This window comes from Serratia sp. 121840015-1, assembly GCF_053627655.1.
In genome coordinates this window covers 704,487-727,954 of sequence record NZ_JBSEYF010000001.1, presented here as the reverse complement: position 1 = coordinate 727,954, position 23,468 = coordinate 704,487, and the positions used below count along the sequence as shown (strand labels likewise).

Below are 23,468 nucleotides of genomic sequence, written 5' to 3'. Positions count from 1 at the left end.
GGTTGTGTTTACATCGCTTTCGGGCACGAGAATCCTCGCAACGCCCGTGACCAAAGTGGGAAATCTTTCATCGTCGAGCGCAGTTCCAGTTTGAGCACGCCCACCACCGAAGACATCGACATCGTCAGCTCTCGCCTGTCGCTGGAAAGCGGCACGGGATTGCTGGCGTCGAACATCCGGAACAGTGCCCAGGGCCCGTCGAAACTGGCGACCTGGATCTGGCCGGTGCCGGTGCGGAAGGTCAGCCGAACATAGCTACCGCCTTTCGGGCCGGGCCAGTCGATACGCGTGGGTTGGCTAAAACCATGGCTGTAGTTAATCACCTGCCCATCGATGTCCAGGGTCGCTTCCGTGATGGTCGGCGTCAGGGACAGCGGCCTGATGAACATGGAAAACGAGAGTTTGTCGCCGGCGGTGAAGAAGGTGTCGCGAATCAAGCGGGCATTTTCAAACGCGCCGAGCGTGCTCGCATTAACGATCCCCTCAGACCCCGGTTTGGCATTCCATTTCTGCGCGTTGACATCCACGTAAGCGGCCAGGTTTTCATCGAAGAACTGCTGCATGGCGCCGTTCTGCCCAAACATGCGCGAGAAGTCCTCGATGCCGACCTCCGCTCTGGCGTTGCGCGAGAACGGATAGCGCCCGCTGATGCTGCCCTTGCACAGCCCGGAAGCCAGCGATGAAGCGCCTTTGCTCAGGTTCTTCTGGCTCTGCTGGATCGTTTGGCTGTCGCCGACCTGCAACAGATCCATCATGACGCTGCGCACCGGTTCCGGCTGACGCGCCGCATCCAGCTGCAGCCGCTTCAGCGTGCCGCCGGCGGGCACCACCTGGCCACCGCGCAATGAGGTGGAGAGCGTGGTCAGCTGGCTGTACAGCGCTTCGAAACTGCGGCTCAGCGGATCGTTGCTGGCGTTGGTGGTCTGCAACAGCTGATACCCCAGGCGGCGAAGCAGCTCAAAACGGTCTTCCACCGCGCGTTCCGGCGTGAGACGAAAACGCGCGCGTTCGCCGGAAATCTCGCCGAGGATGTCACGCCGCTGCTGTTCAATACGATTGCGCTGGCGATCGAACCAGCTCGCCGCATCGCCCTGGTTGGTGCCGGTCATGCTGGTTTCACGCGCGGCGAAACGCACCAGGTTGGCCAGCGGGGATGAAGGATCGGACAGCTGGCGCGCCAATATCGCCGCATCCTCCAGCCCGTTGACCGGCCGGGCGCGCACGTCGCGCATGAAAGCATCCCATTTGTCCGCATACTCGATGAGGTAAAGCTTCCTCGCCTCGTCGGCCAGCTTCTGCGCCGAAGCCAGCGAGTTCACCGCGTTTTTCCCTTCCGCGCTGTCGCGCAGCACCCAGGACTCTTCTTCGATCATGTCTTTGGCGGCGTCATCGAGCTGTGCCAGGAAGACATCGCGGTAGCTGGCGCGGGTATAGAACCCCGGCACGGCGGTATCGGTGACCGTCGCCTGGCTCTTGCGGCGCAGCATCAATGACACGTTCGGCCCCGCGGCGTCGGCCAATGAAATGTCGTTGATCGCCGCCGGTAGCGGTTTCTCTTCGATGCGGCGCACCACCCTGACCTGCATCGGAATATTCATCGCTTTCACCCGCGCCAGGCGCAGCAGGTCACCGTTCATTTTCATGACCGGCGCATTCGGCAGAGAGAACATTTCCCGCAGGTGGTAAGCGAAAATGCCTTTGTTCATGTCGGTGTAGCCCTGCGGCATAAAGCTATCCCAGCGCGTCATGAACCAGTCGACTAGCGCCTCGGCGGAACGGTGCGAGGGTTCGCCCATCATCAGATACACTTTCAGCGTGCCGTAGACGTCCTTGTTGGACGCCGAAACGTCATTCTTGAGTTCGTCCGCGATATAGTTTTCCACCGCCGGCCAGAAGATCTGCAGCAAATGGCGTTGGTAGGTCTTTTGCGCCGCGCTGTTGATCAGCTTGTGCTCGAAATAGGGATTCGGCACCGGCGAAACCTCGCCGCCCAGCTGCGCGTTCATGTATCCCAACTGCTCATAGGCGGAGATGACGTCGTCGCTGACGCGGTTAGTGACCGGTATTTCGCGCACGATGCGCTTCGTTTCGTCAAAGCGCGCCGCAATGTAAGAGATGTAATCGCTCTCCCACAGGTAACGCATCGCCAGCAGGTTAAAAGAGACCGCCAGCAGCACCAGCACCAGCACATAGCGGCCCAGGGAACTCATGCGGCTGCCGAGCGGCCTGGCGTGAGAAGACTGCTGCAGCACCCCGCGCTCCTGCCTGGCGTAATTCAGCTCTGGGTGGTAAATGCGCCCGGTGGGACGGGCTTCATAGATATCCGCCGCTTCCGCGTTATAAATCGCGCCCTGCGGCGGCAAGGCGATAGTGCTGCCCAGCCATACCTGTTGCAAATGGCAGGCGTAGCCCACCGGCGTTTGCGGGAAAATCTGCTCCAGCAGCGAATACAGCGGGTTGCCCAGCGATCCCAACGACTCGGTGAAGAACAGCAGCTGTTGGCGGTTCTGGCCGTCCGGCGCATCGTGCAGCAGTTCGAGCACATGATGGCTGACGCGCGCCACCATCTCCCGGTAGAGATCTTCATACTGCTCGAACGGGGTTTCGCCCTGTTCGGCCCGGTTCAGGCTGAACCCCATCCCTTTTTGCAACAGGTCGTCGCCCAGCATCGACAGGAAGGTCTCGCCGCCGACCAGTTGATCGAGGTGGCTGATGGTAAGATAGACCGGCAGCTCGCAGCGGAACCATGAGGCCATTTCCAGCAGGCGCACGCGCAGCGCATCGGCGACGGATTTTCTTTCCGTCAGCGAGGCATGCAGCAGCCAGCGTGCATCCAGGCACAGCATGATGCCGTCGATGCCCGGATGGCGGCGGTGGCGCCGAATCAGTTTGAACAGGGTATCGCGCGCCCTGGCGCCGTCTTCGCCAAGGCCGTTCAGCTGCAGCCATTCACCAGAGGTGTCCACATACACCGAGTTCTCCGCCAGCCACCAGTTGCAATCCTGGGTCGGCCCGACGTCCACGGTCTGCTGCAGGCCATAGTGTTCAGCCAGCAAGAAACGTTCGCCGCTTTCGCCGATCAGCGAGGTTTTGCCGCTGCCCGGCGGCCCAATGACGAGGAACCAGGGCTTTTCGCTGATATAACGGCGCGTCAGGCGGTATTTGAAACGCTGCCAGGGGGTGCGCTGCTTCGACGTGCCGACGTATTGCAAGGTGCGCAAGGCGTCGTAAAAACGCGAGGTCACGCGATCTCGCTGCGCGGTTTTTCTTTTAGCCGGGGCCGGCGCCCGCGCGTGGCGGAACACCCAGGACAAAAACGTCGCCACGAACGGCCACAGCGCCCAGCACAGGATCAGGGCGATGATGATGCCTCTGACCCAGACCGACAGCAGCGGCCGGTAGGTGCCGATGGCGATCAGCGGCCCAATCCACCACACCACCGCACACAGCAGCAAGGCAATCACCAATATGAATGATCTACGTATCATATAATTTCCTTATTATCTCTACGCCGACGGATGTCTTAGTTATCCTCGGGGACCTCGGCGGCTACCCCTGCCTGATTCAACGTGGCAGACGGTGAAGCCATCTCCCTCTCGCCGATTTTCCAAAGGATGTCCACCCGGCGGTTGCGGCGGCGCCCTTCTTCCGTCGCGTTGTCGTCCAGCGGCTCCTGATCGCCCTTGCCGACCGACGTCACGGTGCGGTTGTATTTACTGTTGGCCAATGATTCCCGCAGCTTGTCGGCCACCGTCTGCGCGCGGGCTTCCGACAGTTTCAGGTTGGAGTTGTTGGAGGTGTTGCGATACGGTTTGTTGTCGGTATGCCCGATCACCTCCAGATCGCCTGGCCACGGCGCCAGCGCTTCCCCCAGACGCTCAATGTTGCGTTTCTTTTTAAACTCTTCCGACAGCTTCGACTGCCCGGTGGCAAAGGCGCCGTCGGAGGTGAAGATCAACAGCCAGCCGCGCGGATCGGCGCGCACCTCCAGCCACCCTTCGCTGAGGATTTGCGGCAGCGGCTGCGGCAGCGTCTCCATAATGTTGATTTTGCGCGGCTGCGGCGGCGTCCAGGCCAGAATGGCGTTGCGCAGCGCGCGGGACTGGTCATGCAGATACCAGGCGGCCGAGGCATACGCCAGCAGCGCTATCGCCAGGCCGTAGCACAGCAGTTTGAGCGGCGTGATACGGGTGGCCTTGCGCACCACTTTGCTCGGTTCGGCATCGGCCAGCGTCTGCGTCGGATTCTGGCTGTACAGATAACCGTCAAGGCGATTGCGCACGTCGGCCAACAGCACCGCGCCGCGCTCCATCACGTGGAACTGCCCCTCAAACCCCAGCGACAGGATCAGATCGTAAAACGCCAGGATCTCCTTGTTGCGCGGCGAGGCGGCCAGATACTCTTGCAGGTGCTCGAAGCATTTTTCCCCACCCCAGGCATCGCGATAAAACTCCACCAGCAGGCTGAGGTTCAGTTCCCCGGACTCCAACGTGCTCATGCAGCACTCGTCCACGTAGGAACACAGCAGATAGGCCAGCTTGTCCACATCGCCCGGCGCAACGTGATCCGCCAGCAACGTCTGCTGGAATTGTTGGATCTCCCGCACGATCTGCGCACGCACCGCCGCCGGGTTCAGCTGTTTCTGATCGCGCACCCGCTCCACCTGCAGCAATACCGGAATGGCGGCGGCGATCAGCGGGTTGTCCCAGTGGCCCATCATCACCCCGGGCTTGCTCAGCGCGGCGCGGCCAAACAGCCCGCTCGAGGTCGGCGCCGCATCAGCCTGGCGATCGCCAGGCGCGGGTTCGACGCTTTCCGGGACGGCGGTTTCTGCTTCATAAGGTTTGGGTTCGGGGGTCGCCGCCACCCCGGCGCTTCCCGGCCGCAGCTTGGCGGCCAACGCCCGCGCGCCGAAGGACAGCGCGGCGATTTCCGCCGTGGTTTTGCCCACCGAGCCGGACGTGGGGAGACGCGGGGTCGCGTTGTTGCGCGTTACCGCCATCGCCTCGCGGATTTTCCTCTCGAATTCGTTCATCCCACCCTCCCTTGCCTTAATCCCCAGACGTCAAAACGCAGGTCCGGGAAATCACCCACGATGCTGAGCGCCATCGCCGAGCCGCCCATCATTTCCTTGTAAATCGGGTCGGCATGATCCACCTCGAAGTAGATGCTGTTCGGGTAATACGGTATGTGCCGCGGCGGCGAAGCCATCGGCAGCAAGCGAGCGCCCGGTAATTGAAGATCGATCAGCTGAATGATTTTCTCGACCGGCCCCAGCTTGACCTGCGCGGGGAAATACGAGCGCAGATGCTCGATGGACAAACCGCAGCTGACGGCAAACACCAGTTTTTCCAGCCGCAGCTGCGAGTCGTTCGGGCACAGGTAGATGCTGTCGCCGCGATCGATAAACGGCAGCGCCACCGCCGGCGCTTCGATCACCAGCGACAGCGCGCGGCGAATCGAGGCGAACAGCTGGAAATAGCAGTTGTGCGGCTCATCGTGCAGATACACCAAGTCGGCCCGGTCCCAGAGCCGCTCGCCGCCGGGAATGATGCTGAGCCGCCCCAGCAGGCTCAACAACGTGTCGAACAGGGTTTCTGGATGCACCTGCGGGCTGGCCAACAGTTGGCTGATGCGCAAATTGAATTCGCTCAGGGTTTGCAGCAGCAGCAATTCCAACAGCTCGGACAGCCCGCCGATCGTCATATGCACATCCGGACGGAACACCGACTCCAGACGCTGGCTGATCAACCCAAGCAATTCGGTGGTGAACGCGGGCAGCCAGCCGATGGCGCGGAAGTCCAACATCGGCGGCAGGGCGCGCTCATCCAGCAGCACCCGACGATCGCTGGTGAGTTCGCGCACGAAGCCGACCGGCAGCACGCTTTCCGCGCTGCTGACCGCATCTTCCAGGCTTAGCCGCGTCACCAGGCTCCCCAGCTGCATCGTGCACACGCGCGGCGTTCCCTCCAGGCTGACACCGTGGTTGCGATCCGGCACGTCGGCGTCCATGGTGCGAAAACGGCTGCTTTTCCGCTCATCCTGGATAAGATCGATCTGGGCATTGCCGGCAATGTCCATCAGCACGGACAGGCACACCACTTTCCCCTGGCAGCCCTCTCCCAGCACCAGCGGTGGCGGCAGCGGAATATCCTCAGGCATGCTGAACGCCGTGCCGTCGGGGAAAACGCCCTTGGCTTTCTTCAGCGCAAACTTGCCCTGCTCCAATAGCCCGTTGTCGATTTCCAGCGTCAGGAACCCCCAAGTAAAGGTTTCGACGCTGCGCAAGCGCGCTTCAATCAAGTGCTCGAAAAAACGTTCCTGCTGCTGGAAATGCTGCGGTTCCATCAACATGCCTTCTACCCAGGCGACGCGTTGTTTAGGTAACATGTCATTCATCCATTTTGTCGTTAGTCACTATGCTGAGTGACGTCATCCCCACCATCACCTTCATTTGCGAATCAGCCTGCGCGGGCGATTTTTGCTCGGCGAGCGGCAATACCCCGCTGATTTGCTGAAATTCCGCCCCCACGACGACCCATCGCTCTTGCCCCGCCGGCACCTCGAAGCGATAACGCAGCGTCTCCCTCGGTTGCAAAATGCTCTGGTGCCGGCTCAGCGCCCCTTCCGACGGTGCCGTCTCGCGGCAAGGGGCGCCATCGCCAATCCCCTCGGGCATCCACCCCGAGCGATTGGTTTCGATGACGCACACCTTGACCGGCTGCGCCTCCCCGGCCGCATTCGGGTTCACATTGTCGTTGGCGGTCACCTCGACATCGATAAACCGCAATCGACGCCCCGCATCGGCAGCCTCGTCGTGAGAAAACCAGCTGCACCCGCTCAGCATCCCCACCGCCAACAGTCCCCCTGCCGCGATCCCCCGGAGCGTTTTCACCATGCTGAACTCCTATGCATTAACGAAACATTTGGTCTGGCTCGGCGCGACCTGAGTGGCGACCATGTTGTTGTTGTTCGTCGTGCTGGAATCACCTAACCGCGTGACCGGCATGCCGCCAGTGAAATACTTCCCCGACCCCTGCATCGGCTGCATCTGCGCCGAATGCGTCCCCGAGGCGGCGCCGATCACCCCGCCCGAATCGACGGTGGCCACGCGAATGCTGCCGATGTTCTGTTCATTGCCGCCGCAAAGGAAATAGTTAGGCACGTTCGGTATGCCGGTATTGTTGGGCGCGGTATTCGGGCCCGGCGCCGGGATCATCGGGTCACAGCCGGCGAAGCTGATCCCGGCCGTGTTGTTGTTGGCTGCGGTCATGATGACTTACCCCATATGTATCTGGCCGCCGTCGATCTTCAGCACCGCCGAAGACTTCAGGGAACCAATTTCACTGTTGATGACGAGGGATTGCCGGGCATCCTGAATGATGTGCTTCGCCAGCACCTCGTCGGTTTCCTCCACCCGCCGGCTTGCGTGCTTGCTGCGCACAAACAGGCGTTGAGAGATTTGGTGCAGCGTTTCGGCGACCCAGCGGCTACTGCGCGTCAGCAGCGTAAAGTGCGGGCTGCGCAACGTCAGCCGCTTGCCGCCCTGCAGTTCGATCTCCGGCGCCACGATGCGCAAGTTGGCGCTGCGGCTGTCCAGCGTCATGACGGCGTGCGCCTGTTGGCGCGACAGGATCTCGGTAATGACCAATTTGTCGCCGTCGACGATGACGCAAACGCGATCGCCCGCCAGCGGCTGAACCAGGCAGCTGGTGGCGACCGCCAGGCAGTGGGCGCGCATGCCATCGACATACAGGCCGCCATTGGCGTCGGCCGCCAGCGTCACCACCTTGCGCCCCCCTTGTTCGGCAAGCGGAGCGCTGCGCACCAACTGCAAAGGCGTCACCCTGGCGTTGGCATAGACCTTCTGATGCTCTCTTCTGGACTTATACATATCTGCTTACTCCTGTTGGCCGTTGATACGACGGTTGCCGCGGTCCCGGTTGTTGATGCGCATACCAGGCGTCGATCGCACTCAAGAACGGATCGGCGGTAAGCGGCACATTTTCGGCGCGATGACGCTTCGCCCCATGCAGGCGGGCGCTCTGTTGCTGGGCGGCGGTCAACGGCTGTTCCATCAGGTTCGCCTCCCGCATCTCGGCCTGCTCCATGTTGGCCAGCGCCAGATCGCACGCCCTGAACTCCGCCTGCGTCAGCCTGGCGCGCCCCCAGTGGGCGCCGTTCATCGCGCATTCGCTGAACCGTGCCTTCTGCGCCTGCGCCAGGGTCAGCGTCGCACGCTCGAAATCGCAGCGCAGCGCCTGCACTTCGGCAAAGATCGCCGACGTCAGATCGCTGTCGGCGAACGAGCACCCTTCCAGCTCGCTGCGGTGAAAGCTGGCGCCCTGCAGCCGCAGCTGGGCCAGGTTGCAGCCTGACAGGCGGCAGGTGAACCAGATGCGCGCCTGCCCCTCTATCTTCTGCCAGCTGCATTTCTCCAGCCGGCAGCTCCCCATGATGTGGCGTTCGAGGGTCGATGCCTGCCACAGGCACTGCGTGAGTTGGCAGGCATACCAATTGGCGTCCTGAATGATGTCCTGTTGGAACATCAGGTTGGTCAGGATGCTGGACTGCACGGCCAGGTGCCCCAGGCTGCTGCGCTCGACTTCCGCCCCGTTGACCTCGCACTGGATCAAACTGCAGTCGTCCAGCAGACAGTCGCCGATGTAGCACCCACGCAGCGTGGTGTCGTTGCACGCCAGATTGCACAGCAGCCCCCGTTGCAGCGTCAGGTTGTCAAACCGGCATTCGTTGAACGACAGGCGCAGCAAGCTGCCGCCGACCACGTTGACCTCGTTCAGGGTGCAGCCCTCAAAGCGCACCGCCCGCAAATCGCATCCTTCAAACGTGACGCGATCGAAATGGCAGTCGATAAAAAAACAGTCGCTCAGCGTCAGCCCTTTCAGCTCGCGATCGTGGAAGCGCCGCTTTTTGAAGGTTCGCGGCAGGGGCGGCGTCTGCGACACCGCCTGAGCGACCTCCAGCTCAATCACTTCGGTGTCAGGCAGGGCCTGCTGAATCACGCGGCTTTCAGTTTTCATGCGCATAGTCCCCCTGAATAATTCTGCGCGGCACCCAACACGCCCGCTCCAGCAAACACCCGCTGAAACGGGTGCCGGCGTCCTGCCAGGTCATCGCCAGATTCGCCGCCGCCAGGTTGCACTGCTCAAATCCCGCATCGCGCAAATCGGCGTTATAAAACATGGCTTGCTGGGCGCTGCTGTTTTGCCAGCGGGCGTGCGCCAGCACGCTGTCTTTAAACCGCACGCCGGCCAGGTCGCAGCCGACGATCGCGCAAGCCGTCAGGTCGGCCTCGTCGAAATTGCATTCGGTGAAAACGCTGTACTGCAGCTGACACCTCTCCATACGAGCCGCTTTCAGCCCCACTTTGGTGAAGCCGCAGTCGCTGAACACGCCGTGGGAGAAATTCACCTGCATCCCCGCCGTCATGCTCTCGATTCGGCAACGTTCGAAGCGCACGCCGCGCCAATTGCCGCCAAGAAACGAGTTCTTGGTTAACGCCATATCCAGCGCCACCGCCCCCTCGGCCAGACAGCGGTTGAAGACGCAGGCGTCCAGCTCCCCTTGCAGGAATTGCGCGCGGATCAGCGTCGAGCCGTTGAACATGCCGTTGCCAATCGCCCCGCGCTCAAAGCGGCTCGCGGTGAAATCTCCCCGCTCGAAGACGCAGTAATCGAGCTTCACGCCCTCGGCCCGCATGCCTTGCCCCTGCGGCTCTTCCAGCGTCACTTTTTCGAGGACCGCCTCCTGCCATACGCTTTCCGCCATCAGCGGCTTTTGCAGGGTGCACGACACCATGCGGATCCGGCGCAGCGCCGCCTGCGTCAGGTTGACCGCATCAAAAACGCAGTTTTCGAAGGTGCAGTTCTCCAGAACGGCCTGTGAAAAGTCGCAGCGCTCAAAACGGCATTGCAGAAAATGCTTGTCCGACAGCGCAGGGCCGCGCAATCCGGTGAAGGTTTTCCCTTCCACGGTCGCGCTAGCGGGGAAAAACGCGTCGTTACCCTCTTCGGCAGGCAGATCCGGCAAATCGGGCAACGTCACGGGGGCGGGCTCCGCCGCCGTCTGTTGCTGGTGCAAGGCAATCGCCTCGCGAATGCGTTGATAGAAAACGGCGGAGTCGCCCAAAGACGTGGGCGACGGATCGTAACGCAGATCGCTGGGGTGATCCGACGCCGCCTGGATGACGTTCAACCCCATCTCCGCCGGCATCAGATCCGGATCGAACAGGAACTCGAAAGGCGAAGCGTCGTCGTCGCTGCGCTTATGGTGCACCTGCCGGAAATAATCGAACGGGCGCGGCGCGTCGCAACGATCCAACGCCAGCATCAGGGACTCGATGGATTCGTCCAGAAGATGCGTCAGCGGCGCGTTGCCGGTGAAAATAATCAGCGCCATGTCGCTGTCGGGCAGGAACCACAGCGTTTTTCGCTGCAGTTCGATTTCCTCGAGGCCTTCGCTATCGTGGCGGCGTATGAATGCCCGCCCGCGCACCGCCGGCAGCTCGCCGCGAATCGCCTGGCTCTGCGCGCCGACGCCCTGCAGTTCGAAGGGCACCCTATCCGGCCACGCCGCTTCCGGCAGCCACTGCGCCGGCGGCGCCATCTGGTAATAGCGCCGATCGATATCGGCCGGCAGCCCGGGAAACGCCTTCTCCAGATAGGCTTTGCTCGCGATCTGGCCCGCCACCTTATCGATATGCGCCTTGCGCAGCGAAAACTCGTGTGGCACCGGCGCCGGCGCTGCCAGCGGGGAACGCTCCTGTGCGGAACCTTCGGCGGACAAGGTCATCAGCAGCGGCCGCAGCCCATCATTGCAACCGCGCCCCACCGGGTTCTCCTTGCTGTCTTTACCGCCCCAGGCCGAGGTGTGGTCCAGCGGCACGCTGAGGAACGGTTCCGCCCCCATCGCGCCGCGTCGCCCTTCGCCCTCCACCCGCCAACGGCGCTTAAGCCCACCGATGTCGGCGCTGACGTCCAACGTTTTTACCGGCTGCCCGACGCCGGCATGGCCGGCGATCAGGTATTCGGCGAACGGCTTCGGCTCAGCAACGTCCAACACCGGCAGACTGAGCGGCGCACGCTTCCACGCCTCCCAGATTTCGGCCTCGTTCACGAAGTGTTCCGGTCGGGACAGGTAGCATCCGGCCACGACGCTGATGCCGAGCCGGCTGTCTGCGCCGATCTGGTAACCCCCTTTAATCACTACCAATTGCTGTGGCCGTATGATTCTCATTGCCGCGCCTCGTTAGTTTTTGCTTTGCATCCCGACTTTTTTCAAATCGACGCCGGTCTCGGACAGTGACGCGCCGGTGTAGCTGATGGACACCCCCGTCGTGCTGGTGCTGCTGCCGGTATTGCTGACGCTGCTGCCGGTATTGCTGACGCTGCTGCCGGTGCTGCTGACGCTGCTGCCGGTGGTGCCGACGCTGCTGCCGGTGGTGCTCACGCTGCTGCCGGTGGTGCTGATGCTGCAGCCGGTGGTGCTGGTCGAGGAACCGGTGGTGCTGATACTGCAGCCGGTGGTGCTGGTCGATGAGCCGGTGGTGCTCACGCTCACGCCGGTAAAGCTGGTGCTGCTGCCGGTCTGGCTGGTACTGACCGTGGTGTAGCTGTTGCTTTCGCCGGTCATGCTGTTGCTGATGCTGGTAAAGGAGTTGCTTTCGCCGGTCATCGAGTTGGAGACGCCGGTGCAGCTGGTGCTCTGCCCGGTAAATGACGTGCTCAACCCGGTGAACGACGTGCTGACGCCGGTAAACGAGGTGCTGACGCCGGTGAACGAGGTACTGACGCCGGTGAACGAGGTGCTGACGCCGGTGGCGGTGAGGCTGACGCCGGTCAGCGAGGCGCTGACGCCAGTGATGGACGCGCTAAACCCGGTGATGCTGAAGACGTAATCCTTGTAAGAAACGTGGTTGGTGAACCAGTCCGTAAAAGTGCGGCGGATGATGTCGAACTTGTCCATCCCCACCTCGGTGGCCTGGTTGCGCTCGACCGTGGTTTGCAGATCGCGTTCGGCGTGCAGCATGACGCGTTCGTTGTTGCGGTTGTCGTCGAAGGTCAGCTGGCTGGCATGCTGCGGTTTGCCGAAGCGCAGCGAGCGCGACACCATCCCCGAGTAGTTGATGTATTCAGGCAGTTGATAAGGCGGCGGGTTATCGCCGTTATAAACGATACCTGTCACCATCGGGCGATCGAGATCGCCGTCGACATAGGTCACCAACACTTCCTGGCCGACGCGCGGCATGGCGATCACGCCCCAGCCTTTCCCCGCCCAGGCCTGCACCACGCGGATCCAGCACGAACTGTCTTCCTCGGTGGTTTTGTAGCGATCCCAGTGGAAATGCACGCGAATGCGCGCAAACTTGTCGGTATGCACTTCGGAATTGGGCGCGCCGACCACGGTGGCGCTCTGGATGCCCGGCATCTGCGGCTTGGGCGTCTCGCGCAGCGGGCGGAACGCCACGTCGTCGTTCAACGCGTTGAAACGGCAGGTCACGTTGCGGCCGTCGCTGCTGCTGTCGGGGCCATCTTGCACGAACACATAGTCGCAGCGAGTCAGTTTGAAGCGGCGGTTGCGGTTGGCGTCCGGGTGCAAAATCAAGGAGAAGTCCTTGCCGGCCATCAACCCGACGGCGTTGCTCTCGCCAAACAGCAGGTGGCCGTCGCTTTGCATTTCTTCCAGGCGCAAACGCGCCAGATTCTCGCCGCGTTCAGTATCCACATAGCCCGCCGCGTAGTCGTACCACTCCAGCGGCGTGTTCTGCAGGCCGAGGCGGCTCTCTTCCACCTTGGTTTGCAGGTTCTTGCGCGGGTTCTGGAAGTCGAAGTCGCGCAGCACGATTTCATTCGGACGCACTTTGCGGGAACGCTGGATGCGCTGGATCCCTTCGCGGATGGCGCGGTTTTCTTCGCTGTCCGGCATGAACGGCAACACGGCGTAACCGAAATCCAGATCGTCGAAATCCTGCCGGTCGGTGATCACCAGCGTGTGCTTATCCTCGGCGTGATCGAAGTAATACCAGATGCCTTCGTCTTCCAGCAGGCGGCTGATAAACGCAAAATCCGTTTCGGAAAATTGCACGCAATACTCACGCGTCGGATAGGTGCCTTGAATATCCAGACGGTAGTCGGCAAAGCCATAGCGAGAGAAGATTTGCTCGATGATGTCGAGCACGTTCAGATCCTGGAAAATACGGCTGTTGCGGTTCTGCATCAAAAACCACAGCCAGGTGCTCAGCTCCAGTTTGTACACGAACTTATCCTGATGCTGCCCCGCATCGGACGCGCCGATCACGTAAGCATAGAAAGGCCGCGAGCCGAAATCCGGCCTTTCTATCTGGATGCGGATCCCTTCACCCAGCAAGGATTCATAATCCACGTCCGCCTGTTCGCATTCGAATTCGAGCGAATATTGCGAGTTGCTCGACAACCCTTCTTGGGTGGTGAAGCTGAGTGGAAACGCATTTAATTCGGCTAACACCGGGTTATCAATTTCGATTAAAGGCATAACAACCTCTCTGATCCGATATCGAACCCCGCCCCGCGTTTGCGGGCCGGCGGTAAATTAAAAATCAGTCGAAATAAACACTTAAGCTATCGTTCTCGACCATGAGTTGGATATTCTGCAGTTCCTGTCCCGTCCGTTTGCGCTGCAGCACTTCATTGCTGATCGGCGGCAAGATCGCCTGCTGCAGCAGCGACTCGACCGCTCTTCCGCGCGATGGATGGGCGCTGATGCGTTTGGCGATCCAGCCTGGGATGTCGCCCTCCAGCACCAGCGACACGCCCACTTCTTTGTGCAAACGCTGCTGTAAACGTGAAATCTGTTTGGTGGCGATATGGGTTATCGCTTCGGTGGAAAGCGGCACGTAAGGAATGACGTTCATGCGCGCCAACAGCGCCGCCGGGAAAAAGCGCGCCAAGACGTCGTGCAGCATCGGGCGCAGCGCCTCGGTTTTCAGCTCCGGCGTTTCCGCCAGCGTCGCTTCTATTTCGCCGGCGCCGATGTTGCTGGTCATCAAAATAAAGCACTGGCGGAAGCTGATCATGCGGCCCTCGCCGTCCTCCATCACGCCCTTGTCGAAGACTTGATAGAACGCTTCATGGATATCGGGATGCGCCTTGTCGAATTCGTCGAGCAGCACGATGGAATAGGGTTTGCGGCGCACCGCCTCCGTCAATTTGCCGCCCTTGCCATAGCCGACATAGCCCGGCGGCGCCCCCTTCAGCGTGGAGACGGTGTGCGACTCTTGAAACTCGCTCATATTGAAGACGATCAGGTTATGCGCGCCGCCGTACATCGCCTCCGCCAGGGCGAACGCGGTCTCCGTTTTGCCGACGCCGCTCGGGCCGGACAGCATGAAAACGCCCAACGGCCGATCGTGCGCCTGGATGCCGGCGCGGGAGATCCTCACCGCCTGCGCGATTTCGTCGATCGCCGTCTGCTGGCCGAAAATCTGGCGACTCAGCAGTTGGTTGAGATTGAGCGCATTGTCCAGATCGCTTTGCAGCATGCGGCCGGTGGGGATGCCGGTCCAATCCGACAGCACCTCCGCCACGACGCGATCGTCTACCCACGGATACACCAGCGGCAGGCCGCCGCCCTGCAGCTCGCCCAACTCGGTAGCCAGCTGCGGCAAACGATCCGGCGACTGCTGCTCTGCATCGAGCAAGGTGGTGACCGCCTGCTGCTCCTGCGCCTGCCGCTGACGCAGCGCATCCAGCTCTCCTTCCATCTCGCTGAGCGTCTGCTGCAATTCGCTGATGCGGGTGAGCGCCAGATCGTCGAATTTACTTTCTTCCTGCAGGCCGTGCATTTCGGTACGCTTCACCGCCAGCCCGGCCTCGAGCGACTCGATTTTTTCAGGCTGCGCATGTTGGCTCAGCGCCACCCGCGCGCAGGCGGTGTCCAGCAGGCTGATGGCCTTGTCCGGCAGCTGCCGCGACGGCAGATGGCGCAGCGACAAATGCACCGCCGCCTGCAGCGCCGACTCGCGGATCTTGACGCTGTGGTGCTGCGCGAAATGCGGGGCGATGGCGCGCATCATGTTCACCGCATTCTCTTCGTCCGGCTCTGAAACCAGCACGTACTGGAAACGGCGCGTCAGCGCGGCATCCGGCTCGATGAACTGTTTGTATTCCGACCAGGTGGTCGCCGCCACCATGCGCAGCGCGCCCCTGGCCAGCATCGGTTTCAACAGGTTGACGGCGTCGCCGGTGCCGGCCTGTCCGCCGGCGCCCACCAGCGTATGCGCCTCGTCGCAGAACAAAATCACCGGCACGGCCGAATGCGCAATGGCGTCGATCAGCGCTTTCAGGCGCGATTCGAATTCGCCCCGCATGCTCGCCCCGGCCTGCATGCGCCCCAGATCCAAAGACAGCAGCCGGGCGCCCTGCAGCAGCGGCGGCACCTGCCCTTGGGCTATCTTGCAGGCCAGCGCTTCCGCCACGGCCGTTTTGCCGACCCCGGCTTCGCCCACCAAAATCGGGTTGTTCTGCCGACGGCGCAGCAAAATGTCGATCACCTGGCGCAGCTCCGCTTCGCGGCCAATCACCGGGTCAATTTCACCGTCGCGCGCCTGACGAGTCAGGTCCGCACACCATTTATCGAGTATCTCGACCGTCTCGGGCGCATCCGGCGCCTCGCCGAGCGCGCCGTAGCTTTCTTCTTCTTCCTCCTCGTGTTCGACAGACTCCGCCAGAATCGCCGGGTAGTCGTCGAACAGCTGCGGGATCGGCAGTTTTTTAAACTCTTCGCTCAGCCGGTACAGGCTGCGCTGCAGCGTGGGATCCTGCAGAATGCCGACCAGGATATGGATGGTGCGCACGCCGCCGGACGGCGTTTCGGCGAGCTGGCTCATCAGCAGCCCTCTTTCCACCACCGTTTCCAACTGCGTCGACAGATCCACCACCGCATTCGTCCGGTTTGGCAAGGTATGGAGAATGCGATCCAACGCATCGCTTACGCGCTGAATATTGATCGCGTAGTGCGCCAGGATCAGCGGCAAGTCGCCGCGTTCTTTGTCCACCAGGACTTTCAGCCAGTGTTCAAGCTCCACGTATTCGTGCCTGAAGGTCCGGCACAGCTTGGTGGCTTCAACGAAGGACTGATAAGCAAAGTGGCCCAATCGCGAAAAAAGACGTTCTCGTTGATACACCTTAAATTTCCTTATATTAAGTTGTTGATTGATAAACCAGCTGCCTAAACGTCCCTGTCTTAGGTTTCAGCCAGCTGTCTTTACTCAGCGACTTGCCGCCCAGTTGCGCCGCCATGCTCGGCTCCGTGGCGATCAGCAGGCTGACGTCCAACATCAGCTGATGGCTCGTGAAGTCATGGCAGATGCTCACCAGCGCCTGCAGCCGCCGGCTGCCGCGCTGATACTGCTGATAATGCGGGGCCCCCAGCGGCCCGATTTGAATATGCGCGCCGTACTGGGCATCGAAAAAGCGGCTACCGATGCGCGTGCTCCCCAGCTTGCCCAGCTTTTGGCTGCCGTTTTTTTTGCCGTCGTCGATCCATTTGGCGTAGCGCGGCGTAATTTCGATGGGAACCGCGAAGTAGGCCGCCAGCATCTTGTTAAGCTGGCGCAGCGAGCGGCGGCCCGGCAGATAAATGCCGGGGTAGGCTTCGCGCAGGCGCTGGATATGCGGGTTCACGGCCAACGTGGTGTCGACGCCCACCGTCTGCCGCAGATGATGCAAAAACGGGTTTTTGTCATCGTCATGGTCATGCCCGATCATCGCCCTCAGCTGCGCCCAGGCCCGGTAATGCAGTACGGCGAAGCGCTGGCTGACGATGCCGACGAACTGCTGGAACGCCTGATTGCGCCTGGCGATGACTTCGGTGCGCGCGTGCTCGGTCACATGGATCGGCAGCGGGCCGTAAGGGGCGAACATGCCGAAATGCCGCGCCTGAATCAGCACCTGCGTGGGGCGTTGTACGATGGAGGCGATTTCACGCGAGGCGAAACCCATATCCGCCGGCTGGGTGATGCAGAGCCTTTCGCGGCTGCGATCGTTGGAGACGCCGAGCCGCGGCGCATCCGGCTGCGCACGCTCGATGCGCCGCAACAGCTCGAAGAAATCCTGCCGATTGGACAGCCCGCGGATTTCGGCCTGGCCCACGCTTTCGCCTTGGGCCCCCGGCGCCGGCGCCTGTTCCAACGACAGCGCCGTTTCGCGCATCAGCGACATATCAGCCATAGTAGAGCGCCCCCCAGTCGGCGTGGGTTTCCCCATCCAGCAACAGCTTCATGCTCAACGTTTGGTTCAGGTCGCCGTATTGGCTCAGCGCGTGGTGCAATATTTTGCCGAACAGATAGGCACCGTGATCGGCATGATGGTTGGCGCTTAGGTTGACGGCGATCTCGGCCCCGCGGATCCAGGCCAGCGGCCCTGGCCCCTGATTGCGTTCGAAGTGGTGCTCCACCCAGGCGTTTTTGATGCTGGCGATGCGTTTGCGCTGGCTGGAGTCATCCTGATGGCAGAACAACGACAGCCAGTCGCGCAACAGCGCCGAGCAATCCTGCACGTCAGGGCGCGCATGGCGCAAAGGATTGGAGGCCAGCATCTGGATCGCTTGCCACGCCTGGCTGATGTTAGGCACCGCGACAGGGTTGCTCGGATAGCGGACGATCTCCACCTGGTGGATCGGCATCGCCGTTTCCAGCTGAAAATGCGGTTGCTGCAGGTGCGCAGGCACCAGATGCCGTTCGCAGACCAGCGCCTCGACGCTGAGCGACGTGATGTCATCGATGTCGATGCCGCTTTTGCCCGGCGAAATGGCGATAAAGGTATCTTCGTTGGGCAGGTGCGGGTTGTTGTATTTGGATGGCGACGGTTCCCGGCGGCGGTGCAACGTATAGCCGGCCGGCTCCCGCTCGCAGTCGTAGTGCACGTCGGCCTGCAGCGAAGAGAAAATCACCGGGTTGCCGTCGGGCAGCATGCCCTTCACCTGTTTGACGCTATGAATCTCATACAGCGAGGTGTTCAAACGATCGACCACCAGCTGATGCTCCGTGCGCTCTCCCGTCAGCAGCACCGGCGAGCAATGGCGACGATACAGGTTGATGACCGGGGTCGCGAAAAGATGAAAATCCCTGGCGTTGACGCGACCGATCAGCGTTAGCGGGCGTTGCTCAAGCGCGAACAAAATCTCGAATTCATGGACGCGTTCACATTGGCGCAGAAAGTCCCGCACGCCATGCAGCTCCAGGCTGAAGAAGCGGCTCGGCGCCGCAAAGTACTCGCGCATCAGGCGGTTGCCGGGCAATTCCCCCACCGCGGTGGGCAACAGCGCCTCTTCGTCGCCGACGCCTCCCAGACGCAGGCTTTCCGGTTGCAAGACTTTGATGACCGGCCGATCGTCGTTTTTCGCCCATAGCACGATGCGCAAGGTGCGATTAAGCAGCGCGGCCATCAGCTGGTTGGCCCGCACCGTATCTTCCGCCAACGTCAGGTGCAACGGCTCGAGATCCAGTTCCGAGACGGGCAACACGCCGTGCGTGGTCAGGCCGATTCTGACGTAGGCCGAACAGTCTTGCATATGCCTGGCGGCACCGTCGGGCAAATGGTGAGGCGGCAGGATTTCGCATTCCGCCAGCGCAATCTCAACGGGCTGCACTTTAATATGCCGCGCCGTGGTGAAGGTGGCGGGTTTGTTGTTCAGCGAGATATCGTTCAGGGTCATTCGGCTCCCGCGCGGCAGGTCGACCTGGCTGTGCCACTGGGGAAAAGAGAGATCGGGCTTAATCGCAACGGTGGCGATCGCGGGAACCGGCGTGTACCACAAGGGCGCCAGGCGCGAAAGCATTTGCAAGGCGAATTCCGGCTGCTCGTTGTTCAGCTTTTCCTGGATGCGGGTGCAAAGAAAAGCAGAGCCCTCCAACAGGCGCTCGACGAAAGGATCCAGCACGCCGTCGATATGCATGCCTAAATGCTGAGCGACCTGGGGATGCGAAGAGGCGAACTGACGGCCGGCCTCGCGAAAATAACGCAGCTCATCATTATATAATTGGAGAAAACGCTCACTGAACATAGTCACCTCTATTAATCAAATACGTGTACGGCGCCACAGGAATAATCAAGAGCTATGCGCAAATTCACCAGCATTTCGTCACCCGGTAATGAGCAGGTGCCATAGATATCAAATAAGATCGCCAATACATACGATTGACGCTCATTCACTACCGGCACCACGCGAATCGTTTTCGGATCCAGCCGTGGCTCAAAAGACGTAATGATTCTTTGTATATGTCTCGCCAGCGTTAGCGGATCGGTATTAATCGGTATTCGTTGGCTCAGCGACGGCAGGCCATAATTCAATACCGAGCTTTCGCTGTGCGCATAATCGTGAAGTTTTAAATCTGCGCTGCGCGATGCGTCATTCAATAAGAATTCGATATCGCGCACCAGGACGCGCCGCCAATTATCGGCGCTGCCGCTTTGACTTCTCACGCTGAGCTTATCGAATAGCATGGGTAATGACGCTTTCATTTAACACCTCGCGGTAATGAGTGTGTCTGCCCGCAAGATCTGCGGGCAGACGGCCTGCAATAAGTGTTACGACATCAATGATCAGATGCGGGCGTTAAGCTTGAGGTCATACCCCGTCTTAATCACCGCACCCATGGAGCCATCGTTGTTTTGCTCTTTGTACTCAACTTCGATACGTGCGAAATTCAGCTTGATAACATCGGTGGGCAGCACGGTATCGATTTCAGTACCGATGGTGGAGTTCAACGGCATATTACCCACGGTCTTGAATGAGGAAACCAGGCAGTTACTGAAGGTCACGGCAATAAAATCTTGCTGACCCTGGCCTGATTTACGGCAAACAAGTTTTGCCTGAGGAATATGCTCGCCGGTGGCGCACATCAGAAACAGCTTCGGCGAAGCCTTATTGCTCACCATACGGAATTCAAAGTCTTTCATTTCGACTTTGCCGGAACCACCGCCGCTGCCGAATCCCCAGCGCCCGGCATTTTCCTCCGCCCATTGCCAGGCTTGCAGCTGAATCCATCCCGGATAAGTTTGGTCAGGGGATTCACCGTCAACACCTTCAATCTTCAAAAAATAGTCTACTAAAGCTTTAGTGCTCATTTTTGTCTCCTTGACTGATAGGTCCTACTACGTTAATTGAAATGTCTACTCAGATAAGTCGTTATATTGCCTACGCAATCATTGAAATAGCGACAATGGGAACCCATTAGCCATTAATAAATAGCCATGACGCAGAGAATAACGCCGCTAAATTTCAATGAAATATCAATTCTCACCCACGCCATTTAATAATTAACGTCGGCAATATCCAAACCAATGACCAGCCGTGACTTATCTGCTCCCATCTTTTTTGGCTGACGGAAGTTTTGATACCAATCGCAAGGACACGGTCATGCCTTCCAACTGGTAATGCGGGCGCAAATAGAAATGTGCGCGGTAATAACCCGGATCGTCTTCAACATCCTCAACGCGAACTTCGGCGGCGGCCAAGGGACGACGCGCTTTCGTCGCTTCCGTCGACACGGAAGGATCGCCATCCACGTAATTCATCAGCCAGTCATTCAGCCACAGCTGCATATCGTCTCTGGAACGGAAAGAACCGATTTTGTCGCGTACGATGCATTTCAAATAGTGTGCAAAGCGGCACGTGGCAAAAATGTACGGCAGCCGGGAGGAAAGCTTGGCGTTGGCCGTCGCATCCGGATCTTCATATTTCGCCGGGGCATGCATGGTGCAAGAACCGATAAAGGCGGCGAAATCAGAATGTTTGCGATACACCAAAGGCAAGAACCCGGCGTCTGACAGCTCTTGCTCGCGCCGATCGGAAATGGCGACCTCCGTCGGGCACGTCAGCTCATAACCGCCCTCATCGGAAGGGAACGCGTAGGCGGGCAGTTCCTCCACCGAGCCGCCGGATTCGATGCCGCGGATTTTCGAACACCAGCCGTACTCATGGAAGGCGCGATTAATGTTGACGCCCATCGCATACGCCGAGTTGGCCCAGGAGAAATCATCATCCATATCCGGCCTGACGGCCTCCTCGAAGGCGAACTCTTCGATCGGGTTGGTCTTCGCACCGTAAGGCAAACGCGACAGGAAACGCGGCATGGTCAGCACCAGATAACGCGAATCGTTGCTTTCGCGCAGGCGGCGCCAGGAAGCGTATTCCGGCGTGGTGAAAATCTTGCCGATATCCCGCGGGTTGCCCAATTCGTTCCACTTGCTCATCTGCAGCAGCGACGGCGAAGCGGCGGAAATAAACGGACAGTGCGAGGCGGCGGAAATTTTCGCCAGCTCCGTCAGCAGCGTCACGCTCATCGGGCTGTGATCGAACTCAAAATCGCCGATGATGCAGCCGAACGGCTCGCCACCGAACTGGCCATACTCTTGTTCATAAATTTGTTTGAACACCGGGCTTTGATCCCAGGCCGATCCTCGGTAGCGCCGCAGATTGCGCGTCAGCTCATCCTGACTGATGTTCAATACCCGAATCTTCAGCGTTTCGCTGACGTTGGTATTGTCGACCAGATAACTCAGACCTTGCCAGGCGGACTCCAGCTTCTGGAACTCCTTATGGTGCAAGATATTGTTCATCTGCTGCGAAAGCTGCTCGTCGATCTGGGCGATCAGCGATTCAATGGTCAATACGACATCCTGGCTGACCTTGACCTTGCCCTGGTTGGCATATTCGGACAGCGTGCCGATGGCCCGACGAACCGCTTCTGAGGCCTCGTTCGTTCTGGGCCGGAACGAACGCTTGAGCAGACCGTCAAGCTCGTTTTCCGTTTCCTGCGTTTCAACTTCAGCGACCGCCGTTGCCTGCTGCTTAGCTGAATAGCGTCGTTGCCTCGCTCTCATTCCTCATCTCCTTTATTCCCGGAATCCTGCACATCCTGTTCCGCATCCGCGACCGTTTTACGTGCATCCGTCACCAAACGATGCAGAAAATCGGGCTTCTCCAGCAGATTCTTCACCACCTCTTCCGCGCTGGATTTGCCATCCATATACGTGATCAGTTCCGTGAGATGTTCGCGGGCCTCCAGCAGGCGTTGCATCTGCGGAACCCGTTTGGCGATGGCGCCGGGCGAAAAATCCTCCATCGATTCAAACTCTAATTCCACGTCCAGCAGCGCATCGTCCTCACTCAAGGTATTCTCCACGTAAAATTGAAGACGAGGTTTAATGGCCCGCATGCGATCGTTGAAATTGTCCTGATCGAACGTCAGGAATTTTCGCTCTTCGATCGGCAGCAAAGGTTTTTTCCGATGCCCAGAGAGATCGGACATGACCCCCGTGACAAAAGGTAACTCTACTTTCTTTTGTGAACCGTAGAGCTCTACGTCATATTCAATTTGCACGCGGGGCGCGTTATTTTTACCGATAAATTTCTGAGAGCTTGAGTCCTTAGCCATTGGAAAACTCCTTTGTGAGAAAAATTACTTCCCGGACAATTGATTTAACGAGGCCAGAGATTCCGGCAAAAGCTCCTCAACAATCGTCGCGAAGTCCATACCGATCATTTTTTGTGAACGTCGAATAAGAATGGGGGCCGGATGGCTGGGCTCATAGTTTTGGAAATAGTCCAAAACCTGGTCCAACAGCAAGATGACATCCTGCCGGGAACGGATATATTTGCCAGGCAGGGTGGCCGGCGCCTCCGCCGCTTCCGCGTCGGCCGGCGCAGCGCCGATCTCCTCCGGCAATTCCTGCTGTTCGAGAGAGAGCAGTTGGCGGCTGAAGAGCGCTAAATAGTCGCGTACCTGGCGGCAGTCCAGCCGGTAATCTTCAGCCTGCAGGTTGGCGTAGTTTTCCACGCGCTCCAAGGCGTCGATTCCCTGCGACAGCTGTTCTTTTAATGACGGCATATTTCTGCCGGCAAAATAGCTGTCAGCCTGCCCCAACACCTTCACCACTTCCGAAAAATGCAGGCTTTTGCCTTCCTGCTCGTCCATTCGCATATTGAGCAGTTCATCGGTGGTTAACGGCGTATCGGGGAAGATCTTGCTGTTTTTGATTTCGTGCAGGCAGGACGAGGTGGCGAGCCAGCCTAACGCGGCCGCATGGAAGCTGTCCGTCGCCGGCTCCATATCGGCCTGAGGGAAAATGGTGCTCCCCTCTTCGGCATATTTGCCGTCGATAGCCCTGATGCCTTGATAGACAGCCGAAAAACCATCGATATGAAGGTTAGCGCGCATAAACCACAGCACGACATGTAAATCAAAGCACTGTTCAAGTAAGGCGGCGGATTGCTCGCGAATAGCATGCCAATTGATGTCGCGTGCATTATCCACGGCATTCAGCGGATCGGTTTGGCTGTCAAATTCCGATAACGTGAATTCAATTTCACTGTATCGAGGGTCAAATTCGACGCCGTTAACTGCTGTTGAGATGACTTCATTCATGGCCTGATATCCTTTTCATCAGCACTACAAACATAAAGCCTAT

The 23,468-nt window shown here is 59.7% G+C and carries 17 protein-coding genes; all 17 read right to left on the bottom strand.

Annotation, left to right across the window (positions count from 1 at the left end; genetic code table 11):
* Positions 1 to 8: 8 nt before the first annotated feature.
* The 17 genes from tssM to ACUXAC_RS03425 all read right to left on the bottom strand — a co-directional run bounded on the left by tssM (position 9) and on the right by ACUXAC_RS03425 (position 23,425).
* Positions 9 to 3,488 (bottom strand): type VI secretion system membrane subunit TssM, encoded by a 3,480-nt coding sequence (tssM, locus tag ACUXAC_RS03505; RefSeq protein ID WP_060439600.1) that lies wholly within the window; start codon positions 3,486 to 3,488, stop codon positions 9 to 11.
* Positions 3,489 to 3,523: 35 nt separating this feature from the next.
* Positions 3,524 to 5,035 carry a type IVB secretion system protein IcmH/DotU gene (gene icmH / locus ACUXAC_RS03500; RefSeq protein ID WP_454266482.1) on the bottom strand — a complete coding sequence of 504 codons (1,512 nt, stop codon included), beginning with the start codon at positions 5,033 to 5,035 and terminating at the stop codon, positions 3,524 to 3,526.
* Complete coding sequence (tssK, locus tag ACUXAC_RS03495; protein WP_038872282.1) at positions 5,032 to 6,390, bottom strand: type VI secretion system baseplate subunit TssK; 1,359 nt, start codon at positions 6,388 to 6,390, stop codon at positions 5,032 to 5,034. Before tssK ends, icmH begins: the two co-directional genes overlap by 4 nt.
* 1 nt (position 6,391) lies before the next feature.
* Positions 6,392 to 6,898, bottom strand: a complete 507-nt coding sequence (locus ACUXAC_RS03490; protein WP_060439596.1) for a type VI secretion lipoprotein TssJ — start codon at positions 6,896 to 6,898, stop codon at positions 6,392 to 6,394.
* A 9-nt stretch (positions 6,899 to 6,907) separates the two neighbouring features.
* Positions 6,908 to 7,273: a PAAR-like domain-containing protein gene (locus ACUXAC_RS03485; RefSeq protein WP_038872288.1), complete on the bottom strand. Its 366-nt coding sequence runs from the start codon at positions 7,271 to 7,273 to the stop codon at positions 6,908 to 6,910.
* 6 nt (positions 7,274 to 7,279) lie between these two features.
* Positions 7,280 to 7,894: a DUF3540 domain-containing protein gene (locus tag ACUXAC_RS03480; RefSeq protein WP_019456420.1), complete on the bottom strand. Its 615-nt coding sequence runs from the start codon at positions 7,892 to 7,894 to the stop codon at positions 7,280 to 7,282.
* A complete protein-coding gene (locus tag ACUXAC_RS03475) occupies positions 7,887 to 9,041 on the bottom strand; it encodes a pentapeptide repeat-containing protein (RefSeq protein WP_230201663.1) in 1,155 nt (384 codons plus the stop codon). The genes ACUXAC_RS03480 and ACUXAC_RS03475 overlap by 8 nt, the downstream gene beginning before the upstream one ends.
* Positions 9,031 to 11,256: a DUF2169 family type VI secretion system accessory protein gene (locus ACUXAC_RS03470; RefSeq protein ID WP_197657832.1), complete on the bottom strand. Its 2,226-nt coding sequence runs from the start codon at positions 11,254 to 11,256 to the stop codon at positions 9,031 to 9,033. The genes ACUXAC_RS03475 and ACUXAC_RS03470 overlap by 11 nt, the downstream gene beginning before the upstream one ends.
* A gap of 12 nt (positions 11,257 to 11,268) precedes the next feature.
* On the bottom strand, positions 11,269 to 13,530 hold the full coding sequence (vgrG, locus tag ACUXAC_RS03465) for a type VI secretion system tip protein VgrG (protein WP_447260123.1): 2,262 nt from the start codon (positions 13,528 to 13,530) through the stop codon (positions 11,269 to 11,271).
* 64 nt (positions 13,531 to 13,594) lie between these two features.
* Positions 13,595 to 16,180: a type VI secretion system ATPase TssH gene (gene tssH / locus ACUXAC_RS03460; RefSeq protein WP_060420440.1), complete on the bottom strand. Its 2,586-nt coding sequence runs from the start codon at positions 16,178 to 16,180 to the stop codon at positions 13,595 to 13,597.
* A 16-nt stretch (positions 16,181 to 16,196) separates the two neighbouring features.
* Entirely contained in the window at positions 16,197 to 17,225 is a 1,029-nt protein-coding gene (gene tssG / locus ACUXAC_RS03455; protein WP_454266480.1) for a type VI secretion system baseplate subunit TssG, read from the bottom strand.
* The gene (gene tssF / locus ACUXAC_RS03450; RefSeq protein WP_055317104.1) at positions 17,218 to 19,059 is read right to left on the bottom strand and encodes a type VI secretion system baseplate subunit TssF; all 1,842 of its coding nucleotides are present in this window, start codon (positions 19,057 to 19,059) and stop codon (positions 17,218 to 17,220) included. Before tssF ends, tssG begins: the two co-directional genes overlap by 8 nt.
* 11 nt (positions 19,060 to 19,070) lie before the next feature.
* On the bottom strand, positions 19,071 to 19,517 hold the full coding sequence (locus tag ACUXAC_RS03445; RefSeq protein ID WP_038872306.1) for a type VI secretion system baseplate subunit TssE: 447 nt from the start codon (positions 19,515 to 19,517) through the stop codon (positions 19,071 to 19,073).
* Positions 19,518 to 19,598: 81 nt separating this feature from the next.
* Positions 19,599 to 20,123 carry an Hcp family type VI secretion system effector gene (locus ACUXAC_RS03440; RefSeq protein ID WP_004935369.1) on the bottom strand — a complete coding sequence of 175 codons (525 nt, stop codon included), beginning with the start codon at positions 20,121 to 20,123 and terminating at the stop codon, positions 19,599 to 19,601.
* Between the two features lie 231 nt (positions 20,124 to 20,354).
* Complete coding sequence (gene tssC, locus ACUXAC_RS03435; protein WP_019456177.1) at positions 20,355 to 21,881, bottom strand: type VI secretion system contractile sheath large subunit; 1,527 nt, start codon at positions 21,879 to 21,881, stop codon at positions 20,355 to 20,357.
* Entirely contained in the window at positions 21,878 to 22,435 is a 558-nt protein-coding gene (tssB, locus tag ACUXAC_RS03430; RefSeq protein WP_038872309.1) for a type VI secretion system contractile sheath small subunit, read from the bottom strand. The genes tssC and tssB overlap by 4 nt, the downstream gene beginning before the upstream one ends.
* A 24-nt stretch (positions 22,436 to 22,459) precedes the next feature.
* Positions 22,460 to 23,425, bottom strand: coding sequence for a type VI secretion system protein TssA (locus tag ACUXAC_RS03425; RefSeq protein WP_060439586.1), 966 nt, complete (start codon positions 23,423 to 23,425; stop codon positions 22,460 to 22,462).
* Positions 23,426 to 23,468: the final 43 nt, after the last annotated feature.

Bases quoted from the DNA above. Each gene is read 5' to 3' on its own strand.
- tssM (WP_060439600.1), bottom strand. From the start codon at position 3,488: ATGATACGTAGATCATTCATATTGGTGATTGCCTTGCTGCTGTGTGCG.
- icmH (WP_454266482.1), bottom strand. From the start codon at position 5,035: ATGAACGAATTCGAGAGGAAAATCCGCGAGGCGATGGCGGTAACGCGC.
- tssK (WP_038872282.1), bottom strand. From the start codon at position 6,390: ATGTTACCTAAACAACGCGTCGCCTGGGTAGAAGGCATGTTGATGGAA.
- ACUXAC_RS03490 (WP_060439596.1), bottom strand. From the start codon at position 6,898: ATGGTGAAAACGCTCCGGGGGATCGCGGCAGGGGGACTGTTGGCGGTG.
- ACUXAC_RS03485 (WP_038872288.1), bottom strand. From the start codon at position 7,273: ATGACCGCAGCCAACAACAACACGGCCGGGATCAGCTTCGCCGGCTGT.
- ACUXAC_RS03480 (WP_019456420.1), bottom strand. From the start codon at position 7,894: ATGTATAAGTCCAGAAGAGAGCATCAGAAGGTCTATGCCAACGCCAGG.
- ACUXAC_RS03475 (WP_230201663.1), bottom strand. From the start codon at position 9,041: ATGAAAACTGAAAGCCGCGTGATTCAGCAGGCCCTGCCTGACACCGAA.
- ACUXAC_RS03470 (WP_197657832.1), bottom strand. From the start codon at position 11,256: ATGAGAATCATACGGCCACAGCAATTGGTAGTGATTAAAGGGGGTTAC.
- vgrG (WP_447260123.1), bottom strand. From the start codon at position 13,530: ATGCCTTTAATCGAAATTGATAACCCGGTGTTAGCCGAATTAAATGCG.
- tssG (WP_454266480.1), bottom strand. From the start codon at position 17,225: ATGGCTGATATGTCGCTGATGCGCGAAACGGCGCTGTCGTTGGAACAG.
- tssF (WP_055317104.1), bottom strand. From the start codon at position 19,059: ATGTTCAGTGAGCGTTTTCTCCAATTATATAATGATGAGCTGCGTTAT.
- ACUXAC_RS03445 (WP_038872306.1), bottom strand. From the start codon at position 19,517: ATGAAAGCGTCATTACCCATGCTATTCGATAAGCTCAGCGTGAGAAGT.
- ACUXAC_RS03440 (WP_004935369.1), bottom strand. From the start codon at position 20,123: ATGAGCACTAAAGCTTTAGTAGACTATTTTTTGAAGATTGAAGGTGTT.
- tssC (WP_019456177.1), bottom strand. From the start codon at position 21,881: ATGAGAGCGAGGCAACGACGCTATTCAGCTAAGCAGCAGGCAACGGCG.
- tssB (WP_038872309.1), bottom strand. From the start codon at position 22,435: ATGGCTAAGGACTCAAGCTCTCAGAAATTTATCGGTAAAAATAACGCG.
- ACUXAC_RS03425 (WP_060439586.1), bottom strand. From the start codon at position 23,425: ATGAATGAAGTCATCTCAACAGCAGTTAACGGCGTCGAATTTGACCCT.